This is a genomic window from Acinetobacter sp. TW_SC_4 (genome assembly GCF_054861205.1).
This window is the reverse complement of sequence record NZ_CM142174.1, coordinates 1,988,505-2,010,368: the sequence shown is the minus strand read 5'-3', so window position 1 is coordinate 2,010,368 and position 21,864 is coordinate 1,988,505. Positions and strand designations below refer to the sequence as shown.

The window sequence follows — 21,864 nt, the reverse complement described above, 5'->3', positions numbered from 1 at the left end:
TTACTTAATTTTGATTCACATTAACTTGGTCAGCAACCTGTTGAGCCAGCTCGCGAGCCTGTTCAATGCTTTCTGCACGCGCAGTCGCGACACCCATACGGCGGCGTTTAAAACCTTCAGGTTTACCAAACAGGCGTAAATCGGTATCGGCATGGGCTAAAGCAAGATTCAGGCCAGAAAATGAAAGATTGCGATCATCGACACCTGCGTAAATCACGGCACTGGCAGCCACACTATGGCGAGCTGTATTGACTGGTAAGCCTAAAATAGCACGGGCATGCAGTTCAAATTCACTCTGGAACTGGGAAGCTAAGGTAACCAGACCAGTGTCATGCGGGCGAGGTGAAACCTCACTAAACCATACTTTGTCGCCTTTGACAAAGAGTTCTACACCAAAAATACCGCAACCGCCCAGTGCTGTGGTGACTTTATTCGCGATACGTTTTGATTCTTCCAGAGCTGCTGGGCTCATTGGCTGAGGTTGCCAGCTTTCTACATAGTCGCCTGAGTCCTGACGATGTCCGATTGGATCACAGTAAGAGGTTTCGATTTCGCCAGTTTGAGGATTCTTAGCCCGTACAGTAAGCAGGGTAATTTCAAAATCAAAATCAATTTGTGATTCGACAATCACTTTGCCCTGATTAACCCGACCACCTGTTTGCGCATATTCCCAGGCAGCATCAACTTCTTCAAAGCTTTTCACGCGAGATTGGCCTTTACCTGAAGAAGACATCACAGGTTTCACAAAGTTTGGATAACCAATATCATCACAGGCTGCCCGGAAAGATTCCAGAGAATCTGCAAAGCGATAAGCAGAGGTCGGTAAGCCTAGTTCTTCAGCTGCCAGACGACGAATGCCTTCACGGTTCATGGTCAAGTTCACTGCTTTGGCAGACGGAATCACAGTGGCAATATTCTGTTCTTCGATTTCAACCAGTACTTCTGTCGCAATCGCTTCAATTTCAGGAACAATGAGATGCGGCTGAATTTTTTGAATGAGCTGTTTGAGTTCCGCTGCATCTGCCATATTTAAGGCATAAGAAAAATGTGCCACCTGCATGGCAGGAGCATCTGCATAACGATCTGCAGCATGAACTTCTACACCTAAACGTTGCAAGGAAATCACCACTTCCTTACCTAGTTCTCCTGAACCTAGCAATAGAACTTTAAAAGCTGAAGATTGAAGAGGAGTACCAATAGTCACGTTCATGTGTATTATCCATGCTTGATTTTATGGACTTTTAGCATAACAGAACTCAATGCCGAGATAAGCCGAGTTTCATACAAAATTGTGATATTGGCCAGCAGTTTTATTTATAAAAGTTTATAGAGAATTGCATCTGAAATCAGGCAGTTCGCTTTACTGTATTTTTCATAGGGTTTAAATCATAAATACGGTTTTGCGGATTGAGTTTTTCCATATGCAGAATTTGCATGTCATTGAGTTGAAGTTGATGGAGAAGTTTCAGACTTTGTATTCTCTTAAAGGCGTAAAAGGGAATGACAAAAGGACAGATAAAACCAAATATCCATAGCAATAAACCAAATCCTGAAAATTGCAGTGCATCGAGGAATACAGTGAAAAAATGGAATTGATGATTTGATATTGCGACAAGTGCAAAGAATAAAAACAGTAAAATTACACTAAAGCAAAATACAGAAATGAGATTTGGAATGCCTTTATGTAGCAGGCTCCATCGGCTAAAAATGATTTGTTTGGGATGCAGATGGATTACCTGTTGAGTCTGGTTATATAGGGCAATGATTTTATTTTTGCCATGCTTCTGAATATAAATGACACGGACATGATCTGCGGGTTCAGCAACCACTTCTACAAAATGACCAGTAAAATTCTGTGCATTGATAAAACATTCAAAATAGCAGCCGGGTAATTCATACTGGTTAAAATAGCCAACATTTCATCACGTCGATGATGAATAAATATTTTCCCTTCAATCATTTGCTTTGGCTCGAACATGCCAATATTTTCCTTATTTTTCTTCTTATATCAAAAAGACTTATGCATTTAATTTAGCATAAGTCTTGAATGAGATTTCTAATTTTCTAAAAGGCTTAAAAAGGCATGGGGATATAGGTATAAATCAGGCCATAGGTTAAAGCAGCAGTTAAGGTCGCCATAACGATTTTCTTAAACTTAAAATACAGTCCAGCGAGTACAATGAAACCGATCAGCATGGCAAAGCTTTTATCTGGCGTTTCCAGTAAGGGCGGTAAAGTCGCCACAACCAGCATGGAACTGATGGCAGCAATTCCAATCGAACCCAAGGCAATTTTCAGCCATAGCGCACCACGTTTTTGCGAACTCTGCTGAAATTTTTGAATCACATAGAAAGGACCAAAACGTGAGGCAAAATTGGCAATTCCGACAATAATCCCGACCAAAATAATTTCAAGATTCATGATTGATCTCCTGCATATTCAGGATCTGGTTTTTTCAGTACATAGTGCTTGAATAGGCCGGCCAAAATGCCGGAACTGATGCCGATAAAGATCGCAGCGGACAGATCGATAAAATAACAGGCAACTGCTGAGACAATAATCGTGATGGTCACGACAAAGGTATGTTTCTTTTCAAAGGCTGCCAATAAGAAACTTAAGAACAGGGCAGGTAGCAGGAAATCTAAAGCCGCCTGCAAGAATTGTGGCAGATGACTAACCTGATCAGCAAATAGGCCGCCTAGAAATGAACCTGTCGCCCAAGATAACCAGCTAAACAGACTCAGACCGAGCATCCACGACTCTGACCATTCCTGACGCCGTTGTGACAGTTTGATCATACCTGAAGCAAAGACTTCATCAGTAAGACCCCAAGCCCAGACTGCGGTTTTCTTCAAGTTTAAACGATCTTGGATCAGGTTTTGTAAAGCTGGGCCGTATAAAAGATGGCGAATGTCCAAAGCAATTACGGTCAATGCAGTCATCCAGATCGAAGTACCGCTACCAAGTAGAGCTACAACTAAAAATTGACTGGCACCGGCATACATGGAGCAGGATAGAAATAAGGCTTCCCAGGCAGTAAAACCGAACTGGGTGGCAGAAACGCCAAAGGCAAAGGAGACCGGAAGGTAAGTAAATATAATGGCCTGGCTATCTTTGGCACCTTGCCAGAAACCGGCAGGTTGCATCGCTACTGGATTGTGGTCAGACACAAAACACCTTGAGGGAGAGAGTTAAAACAGGGATTAAATCAAGATTGTGTATTGTACGCGAATTTACTAGCATAGTGCCGAAATATTTAACTGGCGATTCTGATATGTTGATGTTCAAGACACGTGCAATGCTGGTCGGTGTTTTAATCGGCAGCACCTTATTTCTTCAAGCTTGTGGAAATGAAAGTCAAGCGCCAAAGGCCGAAATTAAAGCGGCACCTAAACTCTCCAATGATGCAACAACTTATGCTAATGCTGCATGGCAATTCATGAATGAAGTCGATCCGCTGGTCTATAACAAGGAAATGGAGCAGATTGATGCTCAGGTGCGTCAACCGGCCCGTAAATTAAGTACTGACTGGCGCATTAATGTGAAAATGACTGACTCAGTGACGGAAGGAAAATATGCCTTATGTCGTAAGGCTTTAACCAGTCTGGAAATCTGGGCACGTAGCACCGTTGAAAATAGCAGTAGCGTGGCACAGAGACAGGCCGACTATGAGCGTGATAAACAGCAATGTCAGGGAGCAATTGCTCATCCTGAACTGGGAAATACTGATCCAAAGCAGAAAGGTAATGCAGTAGCTGAACAGTCTTAATCGGGTTTTATAATCTTCAGGCGGAACTTCGGTTCCGCTTTTTTGTTATAAAAAACGATTCTATTTATATAAATAAACAATAATTAAAATCGAGAAATATTGCCCTGAGTCATTAAAAAAGTCCTATAATTGACTCGTAATCAAGCGATTTAAAGATAAAAGTTAATTTTCGGAGTAATTTTAAATGTTAAATAAATTGTTTTTAGCGATAAGTGTAAGTACTGTTTTAGTAAATGCAGTATAAGCTTCTTATGCGTGTGAAGTGGCATCATGTACCAATGGCTTTGATAGCGTCAATGTTTGTGAATTGCGTTCTTAAATTTTAAATCCATCTCCCTATAGAAAATTCAAACAGCAAAAAATAAAAGAAGCCTCAGAATAAGGCTTCCCATACACTTAGACGATCATGTCTTAAAGCAACATGAATAGACGTTCTAGATACAACACTGCTCCGCCCAAAAGAATACTGAGGCCGCAGATCAAGCGTAAAGAGTGCCAAGACATGAGATTTCGTCCTACTGTATTCATTTATATTGAAAGTGCTTCCAGATAACGGCGATTCACTTCCTTCCAGTTCACCACATTAAAGAAAGCGGCAATATATTCAGGACGACGGTTCTGGTATTTCAAATAGTACGCATGTTCCCAGACATCCAGACCTAGAATCGGAGTATTGCCATGCATGAGTGGTGAGTCCTGATTGGCGCTACTTTCTATGATAATGGTTTGATCAGGTGCTACGCTGAGCCAGGCCCATCCACTACCAAAACGGGTTAAGGCTGCCTTGGTAAAAGCTTCTTTAAAAGCTTCAAAGCCACCAAGCTCCTTGTCGATCGCCTGTGCAATTTCACCTTGAGGATTGCCCCCACCATCTGGACTCATTACTGTCCAGAACAGGGAATGGTTGGCATGACCGCCACCATTATTAATCACATTATTTTTCAAATCTTCAGGTACCTGATTGGCTTTGCTCACCAGCTCTTCCACAGAAAGATCTTCCCATTCTGTGCCTTCAATACCTGCATTGATGTTGTTGATATAAGTTTGATGATGTTTGGTATGATGGATTTCCATGGTTTTAGCATCAATATGCGGTTCCAATGCATCATAAGCATAAGGGAGTTCGGGAAGGGTATAGCTCATTTTTAATTGTCCTTAAGCGTGATTAAGTGAGTGGAATTTTCGACTAAATTTTAAAATACGCTTGTGTTGTATTAAATACAATGAGAATTATTATCATTTATGTTGTGGGGTATGGTTTTTATAAATAAGGTGTAAAGATGCGTATGAAAATAGCAAGAAGCCAAATTTGGTAACAAAAAAGCCCCGAATGATCGGGGCCGTTCTTTGGCTTCAACTTATACGTTGAAACGGAAGTGCAGAACGTCACCGTCCTGAACGATATAAGTTTTACCCTCTAGACGCCATTTACCTGCTTCTTTGGCGCCAGCTTCGCCGTTGTACTGTACGAAGTCATCATAAGCAATACATTCTGCGCGAATGAAGCCTTTTTCGAAGTCAGTGTGAATGACACCCGCTGCTTGAGGCGCAGTAGCGCCGACTTTAACCGTCCAGGCGCGAACTTCCTGTACACCGGCAGTGAAGTAAGTTTGTAGGCCAAGCAGTGAATAACCTGCGCGGATTACTACGTTCAGACCTGGCTCTTCCATATCCATTGCTTCCAGGAATTCGGCACGGTCTTCATCTTCAAGCAATGAAATTTCAGCTTCGATCTGGTTGCAAAGTGGAACCACGATTGCATTTTCAGCAGCTGCCAGTTCACGTACCGCATCGAGGTGCGGGTTGTTTTCAAAACCGTCTTCTGCCACGTTAGCGATGTACATGGTTGGTTTAAGTGTTAATAGACCAAAGCCACGAACCAGTTTACGTTCGTCATCATCCAGATTTGCTGCACGGGCAGGTTTGCCTTCATCTAGAAGAGGTAGGATTTTTTCTAGAACGGCTTTAGTGGCTACAGCTTCTTTATCGCCACCTTTGGCAGACTTCGCCAAACGAGTCACTGCTTTAGTCACAGTTTCAAGATCAGCTAGAGCAAGTTCAGTGTTAATCGTTGCGATATCATCAAGCGGATCAATTTTACCGTTGACGTGAATCACGTTTTCATCTTCGAAACAACGGACAACATGAGCAATTGCATCCGTTTCACGGATATTCGCCAGGAACTGATTACCCAGACCTTCGCCTTTAGATGCACCAGCAACCAGACCCGCGATGTCCACGAATTCCATGGTAGTTGGTACCACGCGTTGTGGTTTTACGATTTCAGCAAGTTTGTCCAGGCGTGGATCAGGCACAGGCACGATACCGGTGTTTGGTTCAATCGTACAGAATGGGAAGTTTTCCGCAGCAATTGCAGCTTTAGTTAATGCATTGAAAAGCGTAGATTTACCAACGTTAGGCAGGCCTACAATACCACAATTAAAACCCATGAAATAACTCACAAAGCGTTATATAAAAATTGCCAGTGATTTTACATGAAAGCCATGACAAAGTCAGGTCATGGCTGGATGCTTTGTTGAAAACTTATGAAATAGATGTCTTTAAATTTTACGTTTATCGAGCTGATTCGATAGGGTGTCACCAGTGGCCTGAACTAGCATGACCAGAATTACCAGCACCACAATCACGGCTAGCATGATCTGCATATCAAAACGCTGATAGCCATAACGATAGGCGATATCACCCAATCCACCTGCACCGATCGCACCGGCAATCGCCGAGGAGTTAATCATGGTCACCAAAGTGACGGTAAAACCAGCCACAATCCCCGCTAAAGCTTCAGGCAATACCACATGCCAGATAATCTGCTTACGGTTACAGCCAATTGCTTGAGCCGCTTCTATCAGCCCCTGATCGACTTCACGTAGGCTTACTTCAGCAATCCGGGCAAAGAAAGGAGTCGCCGCTAAGGTTAAAGGTACAACGGCTGCCCAGACACCATAGCTGGTCCCCACAATCCAGCGGGTAATAGGAATCAGCGCCACCATCAAAATCAGGAAAGGCACCGAACGGGTAATATTCACAACCCAGCCCAAAGCCTGATTAATGGGTTTAGATGGGTAAATACCATGTTCAGACGTACTGACTAACACTACCGCGATTGGTAAGCCAATTAAAAAGGCAACGATCGCGGATACACCGACCATGAGTAGGGTATCAGTAGTTCCTGTCAGTAATAAATCAATGAGTTGGTCGTGCATAGCCAATCACCTCAATTTGTGCAATGTGTTGTTTTAATTTTTGCTGAAGTAAGTCCGTGTCCAGATTCAGATCAGCAACCGCGACAATCAGGCTACCGACCAGATGATTCTGAATGCTGTCGATATGACTTTTATAGAGATGTACCGGATGCTCGAACTGTTCGAAAATCACTTTTAAATCTGGTGAATGCTGAACACTAGAGGCATATCGCAGTTTAATAATGCTATGCGTAGTATCAGCTGTCACTTCAGGACTGATCGCAAATGGTAGTTCCAATTGTTCCAGATTCAGCAGTTCCTGGGTGATTTGTTGCTGTGGATTGGAGAATACAGACCAGACTTCACCGGATTCAACAATTTCACCTTTTTCAATTACGACGACTTGATCGCAGATTTCACGAATGACCTGCATCTCATGGGTGATTAGTACAATAGTGATGCCAAGTTTCTGGTTGATTTCTTTCAGTAAAGACAGCACCACTGAAGTGCTTTCTGGGTCTAGTGCAGAAGTGGCTTCATCACAGAGTAGAATTTCCGGATGATGCACCAGCGCACGGGCAATGCCGACACGCTGCTTTTGTCCGCCGGATAACTGAGAAGGGTAGTTCTGCGCTTTTTCGCTTAAGCCTACCAGTTGCAGTACTTCGTTTACACGCGCATCAATGTCTGATTTTTTATAATTCGCGACTTTTAAAGGTAATGCCACATTTTCCCATACGGTTTTGGCAGACATCAGGTTGAAGTGCTGGAAGATCATGCCAATGCGCTGACGTAACTGGATCAGTTCAGCATGGGTTAAGCCAGCCAAATCCTGCTGATGGATATGGATATGACCTTCACTGATCTGTTCCAGACCATTCAAAGTACGTAGCAGCGAAGATTTCCCCGCGCCACTTTTTCCGATAATCCCGAAGATCTTTCCTTCAGGAATATCCAGATTGATGTCCTTTAAGGCATGTACCGATTTGCCTTGAACTTCATAATATTTATTCAGGTTGCGGATTTTGATATGCGGGATGGAAAACGCCATCTGAGAACCAAAACTCACCATAGTATTTTCCTTATTTCCAGCCCGGGAACCAGAGCTTCGCACCAAAGTCAGCGTCAAGAGCTTCCTTTACGCGAGGTGAATTCTGATAGATGTCGACAAATTTCTTCAGCTTGTCATTCTTGTCCTGATAGTCCTCACGTACTGCAAACAGAATTGCATAACGGTTGTCTTTGCTAGAGTCAAATAACAACGCTTGTTCTGGATCAGCTGTTTTAGCCAGACGTAGGTAGTGTGGATAGCCAAATGCTAAATCAACATCATCAATGGCACGCGCGGTTTGCGGACCTTCAATTTCAACGAATTGCAGGTTTTTCGGATTCACTGCAATATCTTTTAGGCTAGAAAGGTGGTTGTTTGGATCTTTTAAAGTTACCAATTTTGCCTGTTGCAATAACAGTAGGGCACGACCCTGGTTGACTGGATCGTTTGGCACCACAACTTTCGCGCCGTCTTTAAGTTCATCCAGACTGTTAATTTTCTTGGAATACAGGCCAACGTGAGTCGCTGCACCTTTGGCAAATGCCTTGATTTTAAAATCAGTTTCTTTCTTGGCATTATCCAAAAATGGCTGATGCTGGAAGAAGTTGGCATCAATATCGCCATGATTCAGGGTGATATTCGGTGTATTCCAGTCCGAGAACTCGACCAGTTTGACATTCACACCTTGCTGTCTGGCTTCTTCTGCTGCGACCTGTAAAGGCTTAGCAAAAGATGGGCTGATCCCAATCACCAGTTCATCCGAACCAGATTTCTTTTGCTGGTTCCACACCACCAGTCCGATAATGACGGCGGCAATAATCACCCCAATAACGGTGAATTTTGTTTTAACGGTTTGTGCCATGTTGCACCTCAAAATAAATTTATGCTGATTATTTTTGCTTTAGGTTCGTGTTCGCTGTTGAGGCGGAGCTTTGACATCGGAATTGCTGCACTGGATGTGCGCTGGATAAGCGGTCTCCTTGCTGGAACAGCTTGTGTCTGAAACTGCCTTGTTCATATTCAGTCTTATAGCGTCCGCGTTGCTGTAATTCAGGAATAACAAAATGGATAAAATCCAGATGCGATTCAGGTGCAACCGTGCGAGTCAGGTTGAAGCCATCTATCCCGGTTTCATCAATCAGCTGAATCAGTTTTTCTGCCACCGTTGCGCCACTGCCCACGATCAGTGGATAACGACCACCCAGCACATGCTGGGCTTTCAGGTCATTCGGTGTGATCTGCTGCTCTTTAAATTTGTCATTAACCGTCGCAATACTGTTGGTCTTCTTGTAAGGAATTGGTTCATCATCAGCAAATTTGGACAGGTCAATGCCAACTGAGCTGGAATAATGTGCAAGACCTGCTTCAGGGCTGGCATAGGCGCGATATTCATCCAGCTTTTGCTGTGCTAGTTCATCCGTTGCTGCAGTGACCACGGTAATGCCGACAAAAATCTTGATCGCTTCAGGATCACGGCCTTGTTCAACCGCTTGACGACGAATCTGATCAACCTGTTTTTTAATCTTGTCCGGATGATCACCACCAATAAACATGCCTTCAGTATGTTGAGTAGCAAAGGCCATACCCCGTGGTGAAGCACCGGCTTGGAACAGCACAGGCGTACGTTGAACAGAAGGTGAAACCTGGAACACGCCCTGGCTACGATAAAATTGACCCTGATGATTGACCTGGTGCACCTTGGCTGGATCAGTAAAGATACGTTGCTGCTTGTCTTTCAGCACAGCATCATCTTCCCAGGAGCCTTCCCAGAATTTGTAGCATAGCTGTAAAAATTCCTCGGCCTGTTCATAGCGCAGGTCATGGTCTTTCAGGCCATTTTCACCAATCAGGCGCTGCGCACTGTCCAGATAACCTGTCACGATATTCCAGCCGATACGACCATTAGTCAGGTGATCCAGACTGGCAAAACGGCGGGCGAACTGATATGGCGACTCATAGCTGAGATTGACTGTAACGCCAAAACCAAGATGGTGGGTCATGGCTGCCATGGCAGACACGAGGGTGCTTGGATCATGGCTTGGTAACTGGATTGATTCTTTTAACGTCAGGTCAATCCCATTCTGGTAGACATCATAGACTCCGGTGATGTCGGCAATAAACAGACCATCAAACAATCCTAGTTCTAATGTTTTTGCCAGATCGGTCCAGTAACTCAGCTCATTAAAGCGATGCGATTCATCCCTCGGATGAGTCCACAAGCCATGATTAATATGTCCCACACAGTTCATATCAAAGGCGTTCAGTAAGATTTTTTTCGCTTTTGGATTAGTCGTTGTAATTGTCATTACAATGTCCCTCGGCGTGGAGGCAGAACACCATTCAGTAAATAATTGGCAATAAAATAATATTTCCAGCGCAAAGCATCGTGCAGGGTATGTACGCGGGCATTACGCCAGAAACGATCCAGACCATCTTCGCGTTGGCTACCACGACTGCCAGCCAATTCAATTAGTTTTGATGATGCTTTTAATGCAGTTTCACTACTGTGCGCACGGGCCTTGGCTACATCCAGAGAGGCTTTGGCAACCCTAGCTTCAGTCGGATCGGCTTTAGCTGCATCGACAGAACGGGCTGCCTGTTTCAGTAACACTTCAGAAGCACGCACATCAGCGATCACACGACCCAGTTCGAGTTTGGTCAGCGGATCATCGGTGGCTTTGTCCACACCCGAATCAATCCAGGGACGCGCCTGACGTACACGGTTTAAGGTTTCCTTAAATGCAGCACGGGCAATGCCGGTTTCAATGGAAGCATGCAGCAATTGTGCAAAAGGTCCGGAAATGGTTGGGTGGGAATAGGCTGTATCAAAACGCACCACATCTTCTTCAAGCACGTGTACGTTATCGAATTTCACTGTACCACTGCCCGTGGTACGCTGGCCAAAACCGCTCCAGTCATCAATCAAGGTGAGACCTTCGCTGTCACGTAGCACAAAAACCAAGAATTGCTGCTCGTTTTCATCTACGACCAATGTTGGGATGCGGTGCGCAAACAGGCTGCCGGTGCAATAGAATTTTTCGCCGTTAATGACATAGCCTTGCTCGGTCTTGCGGATTGCAGTCTGGCGTTGTACGGCAGTCTTGGTCTTGAACTCAGCCAGGGCATTACCGAAACGGGCGCCTTTTAGCACTTCGGCATAGAGTTTATGTTTTTGTTCTTCGGTGCCGTTATTACGCAGGATTTCCAGACCATAGAAATGGTTTTGCGGAATCTGACCAATCGAGCCATCGACACCGCTCATTAAGGCAATCACTTGCGCTACGGTATAGCTAGACACTTCTGCACCACCATATTCTTTAGGTACAGTAATCGCCCAGAGTCCGGACTGGCTATAAGCCTCGGTTTCTTCGAAAGGAAGAATACGTTCGGCATCACGCTGTACCGCATTAATCTTGAACTGTTCAGCCAGATTACGGGCAATTTCTAGTGCTTCTTCATCAGATTTGATGATGTGCGCATGTGCCAGCTGTTCTGACTGCAATGGACTAATGTTTTGAAATGAAGTCATGGCAAATATCCTTAAATCCAGGCGTGGCGGGCAGGGAGCTTATGATTTAGGTAATAATCCCCAAGTGCATGCAGCTTCCAGCGGATCGGGTCATGCAAGGTATGCACACGGGCATTACGCCAATGCTGATCCAGATTGTGCTGACTGAGGCTGGAGCGACTTCCACCCAATTCCAGTAATTTTTCCGAGATATGTAGCGCAGCATCGTTGGCATAGACCTTGGCTTCAGCAACCAGAATTGAGGCTTTGGCTGCCTGCTCATCAGTCACAGATTCCAGCTGATCCAGTTCATCCAGATATTCAGCGGCTTCATCCAGCAGTAAAATCGCGGCATCGAGCAGCACAGAAGATTTGCCAACTTCCTGCAGGGTATAATGTTCTAAGCTGGCTTTTTCGACTTGCGCATCGACAATTGGACGTGCTTTTTGTACGGCAGTCAGCGTATCGGCAAAAGCAGCTTCGGCAATGCCGACATCAATCGCGACCTGCATCAATTGGGAATAGGCACCGCGGTAGCTTGGTTGATTTCCTAACAGACGCTCATCAAAAATCAATAGCGGATCAACTTCGACATGCTGAAGTTTGACGGTACCACTCGAAGTCGTGCGTTGACCAAAGCCATTCCAGTTATCGATCACTTCCACACTTTCAGCATTGCGGTCGATAATGGTTAGTACTACATGGCCTTCTGGATGAATCGCTTTAATCGCCAGCCAATGGGCAAAGCTACTGCCAGTTGAATAGAATTTCTCGCCATCCACAAAATAGCGACCGTTTTCAAGGGTAAGTGTGGTTGCCAAGGTTTTAGTATCTTTAGTATTTCGTTCCGGGCCACCATTCGCCAGACGCTTACCTTTTAGAATTTCGTTATAAATAAACTGTTTTTGTTCTTCTGTGCCCATGATCTGGATCATGTTGAGTAATGCAATCTGGTTCTGCGGAATCTGTCCAACACTAGAGTCAGCTTTATTAATAATCCGGAATACATGAGTCAGGGTTTTATTGGCAACAAATGCACCGCCGTACTGTTTCGGAATGCGCATGCCACCCAAGCCTTTCTGGCTGAACAGGTCAATCTCAGCAAAAGGTAATAGGCGTTGCTGATCACGCTGATTACGGCCTTCCAGGGCAAAGTCTGCAACCTGATAAGCAGCATTAATCGCGTCGAGATCATTTTCGATGATGTGAACTTTTTCAGAAGTTAAACGAGACATAATGACATCCTAAATCGATGCCAAAACGTTACAGCGAAAGCTTTATGTAATTAAGCAATTGCTTTTGCAAAGCTTATGAAAAAAGCTATTTAAGATAAAAGCTGCTAGATTCTTATAAATTTGGAATATAGTAACTGATTAAAATTAAATAGGTTTTTAATATTTCCTTGTTTTTAAAAGATGAGTTTAAAGCGGTGCATATCTGCTTTATAGATAATCAAGACAAAAAAATGTATAAAAATACTCATCGTCGTGTTGAATAAGCAACATCTTTATTTTGAATAAAAAGTTCATTGTATTTCCAGTCTGGGGTGACTAAAGTATCCGACTAAATTAGATGGTTTTAATGCGATCTGACCTAAAAACAAGTATGGAGAATTTATGCGCATCTTATACCAGTTTCCACTTTCTCATTTTTGTGAAAAGGCACGCTGGATGCTGGATTACAAAGAGCTGGAATATATTGCGCAAAATCTGATGCCGGGTGCCCATCGTGCCTTTGCCCGCCTAAAAACTGGACAAAATCGTTTACCGATTCTGCGTGATCGGGAACAGTGGATTGTGGACTCGACCAAAATTGCCCTATATCTGGATGAGCAATATCCTGAACACCGTCTGCTACCTGCAGAAGCAAGCTTGCGCCGGCAGGCATTAGATATTGATAAAATCACTCAGGAATTAGGCCGCCATGTGCGTCGCTGGATGCTGGCTCAGGCTTTATCGCATGATCATGAATCGATGGATATTCTGATTGGAGAAAAAGGCTATCTGCGTCAGTTTGAAAAATTCTCCAAGCCATTGCTAAAAACCATTTTGACCAAGGGTTATGCCTTAACTGAAGAAACACTGGAACAGTCCAAACAATTTATCAAGGATTCGGTTGAGCAGCTTAATCAGATCCGTATGGAAAAAGAAGGACCTTATCTCGTGGGTTCGCGTTTCTCTCTGGCCGATATTGCCGTCTGTTCCATCCTGGCACCTTTACTGGCAATTTCTGGAACACCGTGGGAGCGGGAAAGCTTTGAGTCAATGTCGGATGAATACCGGGAATATCAAAGTCATCTGGCTGAGTTGCCATTAGGGCAATATATTCAAAAGATGTATCGTAATGAGCGTAATGCCCGTGTTGATTGGCGTGGTGTATAAAATAAAGATGAAATATAAAAAACGCGCATAAAGCGTGTTTTTTGATGAGATTAGAATTAACCCCAAGGGCTGGTCTGATCAATATCACTTGGTTTATTGAAGCCACTGAGCAGTGAGCTAAAGTCAAACTTCGGCAGAGAGCTACCACTTGAGATATTGGTAATGGTTTCTTTAATGGTTGGGATGATTTCAGTAATGCTGATATTCGTACCCGTATCAGTATTACTAATACCGGAAATCAATTCACTAAGATCAGGCAGTTGTAGGGATGAGTTGTTGCCGACTAAATTGCCAAGACTATCCGTGAATGCATCCAGACCTAAACCATCTAAGCTTGGCACGTCAGAACCGAGTGACCCGAGCAGGTCGCCAATTTCAGGAAACTGAACACCATCCAGAAGATCCGAGAATTGACCTTCGCTATCAATCAGCGCAATTACAGGTTTTAGTGCGGTAATCACATTGTTGAGGTCGCTGGATAAGGTGAGTAGTGATGGGTTATTCACAAAGTCCAGTACCACTTGTACGCCATTCAGGACATCGTAAAGCGTATTTACGATTTCTGCCTGATCAGCATCAAGAACGTCACTATTCGCTAATAGATTCAATAGTGGATTGATGCCTTTTAGTACATCCGCGATGGTGTCTGGCACATTACCTGAGTCTGCAGAACTGATTGTAGATATCAATGTAGTCACACTACCAACCACTGTTGGTAAAACTTGGGTAAGTTGATTCTCATATCAATGGATGAATTACCTGTATCAATCGATGCAAGCAGTGGCATCAGGCTTTGCGCTACAGTTTGCGCAATGGTGCCAACATCGATATTGCCTGAATTGCTAATTAGACCACTGAGCAAATTGGTAATAGCACCGATATCAAGATTACTGCTTGCATTGCTCATTAGGTTACTGGCTAACAGATTGACTGAACTGGTATCTAAACTACCTGTTGAGCCACCGATCAATCCGCTGATCAAGTCAACAATTGCACCGATGTCGAGATTACTAGCGGCATTGCCACTGATGAGACCACCGACTAGGTTGGCAATTTGATTAATATCTACATCGCCAAGTCCGCCAGAACCACCAATTAAGCCACTTACCAGTTCAGCAATTTGTGCGATATCAATATCGCCACCTTGAATCAAGCCATCGACGAGGCCTGCAATTGCTCCTATATCAATGCCGCCTAATCCACCTGAACAACCGATCAGACCGCTCAATAGTTGGGTAATTTGAGTAATATCAATATCACCACCTTGCAATAAGTTGCTAGCCAGTTCAGCAATTTTACTAACATCCAGATTGCCAGCACTGCCACCCATCAATCCGCTGACCGATTTGATAACTGCATTTAAATCCAGGGTTAAGGTATTACCACCCATTAAGCTGCTAAGCAGATTGCTGACTGAACCTATGTCGAAACTGCCACCATTGGCTTTCGTTAACTGGCTAATTAAATTATTGATATCAAGTTTAGAAGCATTTGTGCCTGTAAATTGGCTAATTAAATCAGTGAGGGAACTGGAATTTAAACTATTGCCAGAAAGCAGGCTGTTTAAGAGAGAATCCAGGGAGGGGGGAGAGGGGTAGAACCTGTAATAGAACCAATAATGCCAGAAAGACTGCCACCCAATAAACCGCTGAGTAAACTCGTATTTTACGTCTCTGTCGTGAGCACGGGACTGAGTTTAGTTTTAATTGAACTAAGAATACTAAAAGCCATAACCGTTCTTTGCGAATTTTTATCTTGTTATGTTTGTTGTGTGTTTTAGATAAACCGCTCTATTCTTATTTAATTTCTATACAAGTGTAAATCTAAGTTGGATTAATCATGCTTTGCAAATTCAGTTATCAGCTTTATAGTTTTTATTCATAAATAGTTTAGTGATAAATAAGAATGATTTATTTAAAAGCGTCGTTTATCGAAAATTTGTTTTATACGACGAACGACCATAAACATGGCTTAAAACTGGTCATTGAGATGTGTCTGGCATTTTTTTTCAAATAACTGGTAATTTACGAAAAAAATCACAATACTAAGAGTTAAATGATGATGTATTTAAATAAAATGGCAAGAGATTAGAGATGGAATTAGATCGTTTTGATAAGCATATTCTTGAAATTTTGACCCATGAAGATGTCAATCTAAATGAACTCTCTGAAAGAGTAAATTTATCTGTGAGTTCGGTGCACCGCAGGATCAAACATTTAATCGATCATAATATTATCAGTGGCTTGAAGCGCGAAATTAATTATCAAAAATTGGGCTTTAGCCTGCATGTGCTGTTGCAGGTTTCCTTGAGCAAGCATGATAGCGATACTTTTGCCAAATTTTTAGAAGAATTAGAAAATATTCCGGAAGTCATTAACGCTTTCCTGGTGACAGGACAGTCTGCGGATTTTATTGTCGAAGTTGTGGCACTTGATATGGAAAATTATAGTCAGATTCTATTAAGTAGAATTGGTAAGATCGAGCATGTTGTAGCGCTGCATTCCAGCTTCGTGATTAAGGAATATAATGTCTTTAACTGTAGTGGTCTTTTAAATAAGGTTTAAATTCTTAATTATTATTTTCAGTCAATAAAAAAACGCACCCGAAGGTGCGTTTTGATCTCATAGAGGATTAGGCATCGAGTTGTGCTAAAACTTCATCAGAGAATTCAACGTTGGTATAAACGTTTTGAACATCATCCAGATCTTCAAGCATATCAATCATTTTCATGATTTTTTTCGCTTGGTCGATATCTGTGATTTCAGCTTTGGTAGATGGGCTCATCACCACTTCAGCGTTATCAGATTTTAAACCTGCAGCAGCTAAAGCATCTTGTACTGTACCGAAGCTTTCTGGCGTGGTGATGACCAGGATTTCATCCTCATCCACTTCAATGTCTTCAGCACCCGCTTCAAGCGCTACTTCCATGATTTGATCTTCTAAAGACACATCTTCAAAAGTAATCTCGCCACGTTTAGTGAACAGGAAGGATACTGAACCGTTGGTACCGAGGTTACCATCAGTTTTAGTGAAGCAGTGACGTACATCAGGAACCGTACGGTTCAGGTTATCTGTCATAGTTTCAACAATAACTGCAACGCCGCCTACGCCATAACCTTCATAGGTTACTTCTTTCAGATCGTCGTTATCTTCACCACCGGCACCACGCTGAATCGCGCGATTGATCACATCACGTGTCATGTTTACAGATAATGCTTTTTCTACAACAGCACGTAGACGAGGATTACTACCCGCATCAGCGCCACCGAGTTTGGCAGCAGTTGTTAATTCACGAATGTATTTGGTAAACAACTTACCACGACTGGCATCTTGTTTTGCTTTACGATGCTTAATATTGGCCCACTTGGAATGACCCGCCATGCGAAATATGCTCCTTGTAGATTGGCTGTATGCCTATCGAATTGCGCCGATTCTACCATAAGCTCTTTTTTTGAAAAAAGAGTCTGGATTTGAGATTTAATGATAATGCCAAAAAAATAGGCAGTAAAACAGAAAGGCAAAGCAATAAATGTAAATAAAAACTTAAGAAAATGTTTGCTGAGAAAATACCTAAATAAGAAAAGGGCAGGAGAAATATTATTCTCAAGCCCTTTTATGGAGTGTTTATTCCGGGATAATAATATCCAGACCAACATTCTCTTTATAGAGCTGCTTGATTAAAGCCAGATCATGTGCAAGATCAGTCGGATAAATTTTGCCAAAAATCCCCCCTTGCTTAGTCTTGGAATTGGCATACATAAGCACAATTGGCACATTGGCAGCTTTGGCAATATGCCAGAAACCGGTACGGATCGGTTTACGCGTTTCACCATTTTTGGCACGGGTGGCTTCAGGTGCGATCACCAGATTGAATTTTTCATTATTTTGAAAATGTTCAACCATTACGCTGACAATATCCTTATTCGCCTTACGGTCGACCGCGATACCACCCATGGCTTCCAGAATTGGTTTCATTGGGCCTTTGAACAGTTCTTTCTTGATCAGGGTATGAATTTTGATGTCATACATCTTAAAGAGCGCCAAAGATAAAACCGCATCCATCATGGATGTATGTTCAAATCCAACAATGACCTGTTTATCTTCGAGCACATCAGGTTCGACATGATATTGCCAACCGGCAAGTTTAAATGCAGATTCGCCAATAAATTTGTTGAGCATAAATAGAAAGAAATAAGAGCTAACGGTATGAACTGCATAATTTCTTCCTGTTCTTATTCACAGTCAATAGGCTTTATTTCAAATTCATTAATAATATGAAAAATCCAAGATCAAAAAAGTATATTCAATAGTTTTTAAGACCTGAAAGATATAAATAAATACTTAATAATCATTAGCATATATCATCTTATATAAAATAAGTCTTAAAATGATGAAAAAATGACTATCCAGCACAAATTTTAGTTATTAGACTTTTGTCGAAGAAAAGAAGAAATTGTGTCTTTTCTATTTTCTGGTCATTTTCTCTTTGAGATTGAAACCTATGACGTATATTACAGCTTTCATGTTCTCAATGCTTCTTTTAGCACTGGTTATTGTATGGTCTTTAATCGAAATCTATATGGATTTGCGTAAAGACGAGAAATTGGAATCGGAATTTTAATCTTTATAACTTTTTAAAGAATATCTTCTGGGATTGTATTTCTATAAATAATAGTTGGTATTTTTATTGGTTATGATTGTGTTGAGACGTAAAAGCGATCAATTTATTAATTTGATATTCGAATAATTAGCACAGCTCTCTTTATTTTAAATAGAAAATATAGATGTCATATGAGGCTTTTGCTAGCTCAACTTAGACTGAAGTCTTAAATCCTAAACAGAACAGTTATTAAAGATAAAAAATGATTGCTGGCTAAGTGTGCAAGCAGCAAGAAAAGTACTTGTTTTTTGATCTAATCTTGGCTAGTATTCAATGCGCCTGAACTAGTTGAAATATAACAAATTCAGCCTAAATAGGGCCTATAGCTCAGTTGGTTAGAGCAGCGGACTCATAATCCGTTGGTCGACAGTTCAAGTCTGTCTGGGCCCACCAAATTCATGTATTTATATAGTAAAATATATACTTAAACCCTTAATTCTAAAAGAGTTAAGGGTTTTTTAATGTCTTAAGAATACTCAGGTGTACTCGTATAAAAACACCCTATTTGTATCCTGACTTGTATCCTGTATAAAAAATAGAACTCAGGATACAGGAGCCTAGTTTAATCTAGGAAAATCAAAATTTTATGGCTAAATCTAAATTACTTACAGATACACAATATGCTGCCTTAAAAGCAAAAGAATCTGAGTACAGAGTTTCGGATATTGCCGGTCTGTATTTAAAAGTTGGTGTTACAGGTAAAAAATCTTGGCAGTTGAGATTTAAAAGCTCAATTGGTAAGTGGACATGGCTTGGGTTAGGAAGTTACCCTGTAATTTCAGTCAAAGAAGCACGCTCATTAGCTATTAAATATCAAAATGGTGAGCTTAATTTAAAAACCAAAAATGAGAAACTATTGGAAGCTAAACAACAAGAGAACCTATTGTTTGGTAACTTACTGATTAAATGGATGAATACGAAGCGTGGTGTATGGACTGATAAAACCTATAAAAAAGAATATCAGTCGATAGAAAAGCATATATTGCCAGTCTTTGGTCATCGCCTGTTTAAAGAAATTTCAGCATCTGAATGGAAAGACTTTTTTAGAGAAAAACAATTTAATGAAGGAATATTCAATCGGCTTGAAAAATTAATTTCATATTGTCGTAATGCTTATGATTATGCCATTGATGATAATTTAATTAGCTATAACCCCCTCGCAAGAGTGAGAAAAGGGCTAGCAAATCATACTTCGGGTTCAATGAAACATGTCTCAATGGATGAACTTCCCGATCTTGTTAATGCGATTCGTAATTATCGCTCTGAAGTCACTAGTATTGGACTTGAATTACTCTTGGTACTATTTCCTCGGCCAGGTGAATTAAGAGCTGCACGTTGGGATCAATTTAACTTTGAAACAGGAGTATGGCTTAGACCTGCTGATCTGATGAAAAGAAGAATAGCTCATGCGATCCCGTTACCGAAGCAAGCTATTAAATTATTGCTTCGATTAAAAGAGATTTCGAGGGATGGCAATGAATATTTGTTTCCCTCGCGAAGTAACTCAAATGCAGTCTTTATATCTGATGCGACCTTCAATTCTGCATTAAAACGAATGGGATATGGTGAGAAGCAAGATCCGCATGGATTTCGCCACATTGCAAGTACTTTTTTGAATGATAAATTTAGTGATAAAGAACAAGTGATTGAATCAGCATTGTCTCATCAAAAAGCAGGTGTGAAAGGTGCATATGATAAAGGTACGCATTTAAGAGAAAGGGTGGATGTTATGCAATTCTGGGCTGATCATCTAGATTCGATTTGTGGAGTAAGAATATTTGATTAGCGTGTTTTTGTTTTAGTTTGAAAAGCCGAAATTTTATTTTCGGCTTTTTTTTGCGAAATAGGATGGTTAGAGATGTCATTTTTCAAATGAGTGTAGATTAATTAGTTTTAGCAAATGTAATAAAATCATGAAAAATGAAGTTAAATCTAATCATCAAATAAGTCCTATTTTAATAAAACTTCGCTCAGAAAATGTGTGGCGTTGTTCTGGTAGCTTATTGTGCAAGATTTTACAGATCAATCGTCAGCAACTGATCAAATTTCAAAAAGCCCTTCCAAATTTTCCAAAACCTATGCGAGATCGGAATACGCGACAAGCAGTGATGTATTTTGATGTTGATGAGATTTATGAGTGGTATATAGGTGAATTTCATTCTGATTTTTGAGTTGAATTGAGTGAATCGAGACGGATGGAAAAATATTTTTTTTAGTCTGATATGCTTTTTTCTTTTTTTGAAAAAATATTATGTTGGAAAGTAATACGCCGCAATCAACTGAGATTCATGTAATTCAACCGTTCGCTTTAAAGTTTAACGATGTCGCAAAAAAATTAGGCTTATCGAGGACAGGACTAAACTTTTTGATCATAAAGAATCCCGATTTTCCAAGACCATTTAAACTGTCAAATGGTGAGAAAGCACATAACTACTTTGATTATGCTGAGGTATTAAATTGGTATGTAATGCAGAAAGATAATAGGTCTTCTAGGTGTAAAAAATAAAGTGGCTTGTGGCTTATATGGGAACGTTAGGACAAATGATAAAGGGGGCCTTACATAAAACTATGATTTAATTTTAATAAAATATTTGATGAGGACGAAGCTATTGTGCTCCTTAAAAAAACCACTTTTAGGTGGTTTTTTAATATCTAGAATTTTTGTTGGGACTACATATTTAGTCTTCAGATTTTATCTGGTCATTCTCTAAAGAAGCGATGAATTTTTCAATCATCCTGCGCTCTATCTCAGGTAATTTTTGTAGGGTATTCATAATGGGATCGATGCCGCAAGCACTCATTTTTTCACTGCGTCCCAGTATGTAATCTGCTGATACATTGAGCACGACAATAAGCTTATAAAAGTTTTCTAGTGAGGGTTTACGCGAGCCCGACTCAAAATGAGCGATTGAAGTGACTGGTATTCCTGTTTTTGCAGCTAACTCTTGCTGTGTTAGCTTTCGTGTCTTTCTAACTTCTTTCAATCGAATTTTAAAATTATTCGAGTCTAATTCAAATGCCATAAATACCGCCAAATAGACAATAAAAACTTGACGATTTAGTCACGTTTTTATATAAATATAGACATAGTTTAGAGGCTAACCAGAGTAACGAGAAGTCTCTAAATGATTACTTGATAAAAAATTAGATATAGAAGGTCAAACAGTCATGATGGATTATTCTTCGAGTCGAAGTTTGACATCGATGCATCCAAGTATTCGGCATGTGAATATTAGAAACGTCGCTAAAATTGTAGCGTCAAAGATTATAATTAATACGGCGTTACAACTACAAT

22 protein-coding genes and 1 tRNA gene are annotated in these 21,864 nt (G+C 41.4%); 6 read left to right on the top strand and 17 right to left on the bottom strand.

What is annotated here, in order from left to right; genetic code table 11:
* Positions 1–4: 4 nt before the first annotated feature.
* The 4 genes from purT to ACWM1W_RS09560 all read right to left on the bottom strand — a co-directional run bounded on the left by purT (position 5) and on the right by ACWM1W_RS09560 (position 3,146).
* Positions 5–1,219, bottom strand: a complete 1,215-nt coding sequence (gene purT, locus ACWM1W_RS09575; protein WP_180002242.1) for a formate-dependent phosphoribosylglycinamide formyltransferase — start codon at positions 1,217–1,219, stop codon at positions 5–7.
* A 127-nt stretch (positions 1,220–1,346) separates the two neighbouring features.
* Positions 1,347–1,829 carry a hypothetical protein gene (locus tag ACWM1W_RS09570; RefSeq protein WP_375725529.1) on the bottom strand — a complete coding sequence of 161 codons (483 nt, stop codon included), beginning with the start codon at positions 1,827–1,829 and terminating at the stop codon, positions 1,347–1,349.
* A gap of 244 nt (positions 1,830–2,073) precedes the next feature.
* On the bottom strand, positions 2,074–2,421 hold the full coding sequence (ygaH, locus tag ACWM1W_RS09565; RefSeq protein WP_312332436.1) for an L-valine transporter subunit YgaH: 348 nt from the start codon (positions 2,419–2,421) through the stop codon (positions 2,074–2,076).
* Positions 2,418–3,146 (bottom strand): AzlC family ABC transporter permease, encoded by a 729-nt coding sequence (locus tag ACWM1W_RS09560; protein ID WP_179993099.1) that lies wholly within the window; start codon positions 3,144–3,146, stop codon positions 2,418–2,420. The genes ygaH and ACWM1W_RS09560 overlap by 4 nt, the downstream gene beginning before the upstream one ends.
* 128 nt (positions 3,147–3,274) lie before the next feature.
* Here ACWM1W_RS09560 and ACWM1W_RS09555 point away from each other — a divergent pair, with 128 nt between their 5' ends.
* Positions 3,275–3,769, top strand: a complete 495-nt coding sequence (locus ACWM1W_RS09555) for a hypothetical protein (protein ID WP_375725530.1) — start codon at positions 3,275–3,277, stop codon at positions 3,767–3,769.
* 528 nt (positions 3,770–4,297) lie between these two features.
* Here the strand turns inward: ACWM1W_RS09555 and ACWM1W_RS09550 are convergent.
* The 8 genes from ACWM1W_RS09550 to ACWM1W_RS09515 form a co-directional block, all read right to left on the bottom strand.
* Positions 4,298–4,912, bottom strand: coding sequence for a superoxide dismutase (locus ACWM1W_RS09550; protein WP_125279404.1), 615 nt, complete (start codon positions 4,910–4,912; stop codon positions 4,298–4,300).
* A 215-nt stretch (positions 4,913–5,127) separates the two neighbouring features.
* On the bottom strand, positions 5,128–6,219 hold the full coding sequence (gene ychF / locus ACWM1W_RS09545; RefSeq protein WP_005236355.1) for a redox-regulated ATPase YchF: 1,092 nt from the start codon (positions 6,217–6,219) through the stop codon (positions 5,128–5,130).
* A 111-nt stretch (positions 6,220–6,330) separates the two neighbouring features.
* Entirely contained in the window at positions 6,331–6,990 is a 660-nt protein-coding gene (locus tag ACWM1W_RS09540) for a methionine ABC transporter permease (RefSeq protein WP_375725531.1), read from the bottom strand.
* Entirely contained in the window at positions 6,971–8,041 is a 1,071-nt protein-coding gene (locus ACWM1W_RS09535) for a methionine ABC transporter ATP-binding protein (protein WP_375725532.1), read from the bottom strand. Before ACWM1W_RS09535 ends, ACWM1W_RS09540 begins: the two co-directional genes overlap by 20 nt.
* Before the next feature lie 10 nt (positions 8,042–8,051).
* A complete protein-coding gene (locus ACWM1W_RS09530) occupies positions 8,052–8,882 on the bottom strand; it encodes a MetQ/NlpA family ABC transporter substrate-binding protein (RefSeq protein WP_313584007.1) in 831 nt (276 codons plus the stop codon).
* A 28-nt stretch (positions 8,883–8,910) separates the two neighbouring features.
* Positions 8,911–10,326 (bottom strand): LLM class flavin-dependent oxidoreductase, encoded by a 1,416-nt coding sequence (locus tag ACWM1W_RS09525; protein ID WP_125279408.1) that lies wholly within the window; start codon positions 10,324–10,326, stop codon positions 8,911–8,913.
* The gene (locus ACWM1W_RS09520) at positions 10,326–11,549 is read right to left on the bottom strand and encodes an SfnB family sulfur acquisition oxidoreductase (RefSeq protein ID WP_375725533.1); all 1,224 of its coding nucleotides are present in this window, start codon (positions 11,547–11,549) and stop codon (positions 10,326–10,328) included. Before ACWM1W_RS09520 ends, ACWM1W_RS09525 begins: the two co-directional genes overlap by 1 nt.
* Positions 11,550–11,560: 11 nt before the next feature.
* Positions 11,561–12,763, bottom strand: coding sequence for an SfnB family sulfur acquisition oxidoreductase (locus ACWM1W_RS09515; RefSeq protein ID WP_375725534.1), 1,203 nt, complete (start codon positions 12,761–12,763; stop codon positions 11,561–11,563).
* A gap of 381 nt (positions 12,764–13,144) precedes the next feature.
* On the opposite strand from ACWM1W_RS09515, the gene ACWM1W_RS09510 reads away from it, so the two are divergent.
* Positions 13,145–13,909, top strand: a complete 765-nt coding sequence (locus ACWM1W_RS09510; RefSeq protein ID WP_375725535.1) for a glutathione S-transferase family protein — start codon at positions 13,145–13,147, stop codon at positions 13,907–13,909.
* Positions 13,910–13,965: 56 nt separating this feature from the next.
* Here the strand turns inward: ACWM1W_RS09510 and ACWM1W_RS09505 are convergent, their stop codons facing one another.
* Positions 13,966–14,607 (bottom strand): hypothetical protein, encoded by a 642-nt coding sequence (locus ACWM1W_RS09505; protein WP_227504410.1) that lies wholly within the window; start codon positions 14,605–14,607, stop codon positions 13,966–13,968.
* The gene (locus tag ACWM1W_RS09500) at positions 14,604–15,299 is read right to left on the bottom strand and encodes a hypothetical protein (protein WP_375725536.1); all 696 of its coding nucleotides are present in this window, start codon (positions 15,297–15,299) and stop codon (positions 14,604–14,606) included. Before ACWM1W_RS09500 ends, ACWM1W_RS09505 begins: the two co-directional genes overlap by 4 nt.
* Before the next feature lie 703 nt (positions 15,300–16,002).
* On the opposite strand from ACWM1W_RS09500, the gene ACWM1W_RS09495 reads away from it, so the two are divergent.
* The gene (locus ACWM1W_RS09495; protein WP_034170685.1) at positions 16,003–16,473 is read left to right on the top strand and encodes an Lrp/AsnC family transcriptional regulator; all 471 of its coding nucleotides are present in this window, start codon (positions 16,003–16,005) and stop codon (positions 16,471–16,473) included.
* Between the two features lie 67 nt (positions 16,474–16,540).
* On the opposite strand, the gene ACWM1W_RS09490 is transcribed toward ACWM1W_RS09495, so the two are convergent.
* Positions 16,541–17,290 (bottom strand): YebC/PmpR family DNA-binding transcriptional regulator, encoded by a 750-nt coding sequence (locus ACWM1W_RS09490; RefSeq protein WP_004784089.1) that lies wholly within the window; start codon positions 17,288–17,290, stop codon positions 16,541–16,543.
* Positions 17,291–17,533: 243 nt separating this feature from the next.
* Entirely contained in the window at positions 17,534–18,088 is a 555-nt protein-coding gene (locus ACWM1W_RS09485; protein WP_004784088.1) for a 1-acyl-sn-glycerol-3-phosphate acyltransferase, read from the bottom strand.
* Positions 18,089–18,885: 797 nt separating this feature from the next.
* Here ACWM1W_RS09485 and ACWM1W_RS09480 point away from each other — a divergent pair.
* The 3 genes from ACWM1W_RS09480 (at position 18,886) to ACWM1W_RS09470 (ending at position 20,740) form a co-directional block, all read left to right on the top strand.
* Positions 18,886–18,962 (top strand) — tRNA-Ile (locus ACWM1W_RS09480).
* Positions 18,963–19,155: 193 nt separating this feature from the next.
* Positions 19,156–20,355 carry a tyrosine-type recombinase/integrase gene (locus tag ACWM1W_RS09475; RefSeq protein ID WP_103799875.1) on the top strand — a complete coding sequence of 400 codons (1,200 nt, stop codon included), beginning with the start codon at positions 19,156–19,158 and terminating at the stop codon, positions 20,353–20,355.
* Positions 20,356–20,482: 127 nt separating this feature from the next.
* The gene (locus ACWM1W_RS09470; protein WP_103799874.1) at positions 20,483–20,740 is read left to right on the top strand and encodes a hypothetical protein; all 258 of its coding nucleotides are present in this window, start codon (positions 20,483–20,485) and stop codon (positions 20,738–20,740) included.
* Between the two features lie 507 nt (positions 20,741–21,247).
* Here ACWM1W_RS09470 and ACWM1W_RS09465 read toward each other — a convergent pair.
* Positions 21,248–21,592, bottom strand: coding sequence for a helix-turn-helix domain-containing protein (locus ACWM1W_RS09465; protein WP_103799872.1), 345 nt, complete (start codon positions 21,590–21,592; stop codon positions 21,248–21,250).
* Between the last annotated feature and the right edge of the window lie 272 nt (positions 21,593–21,864).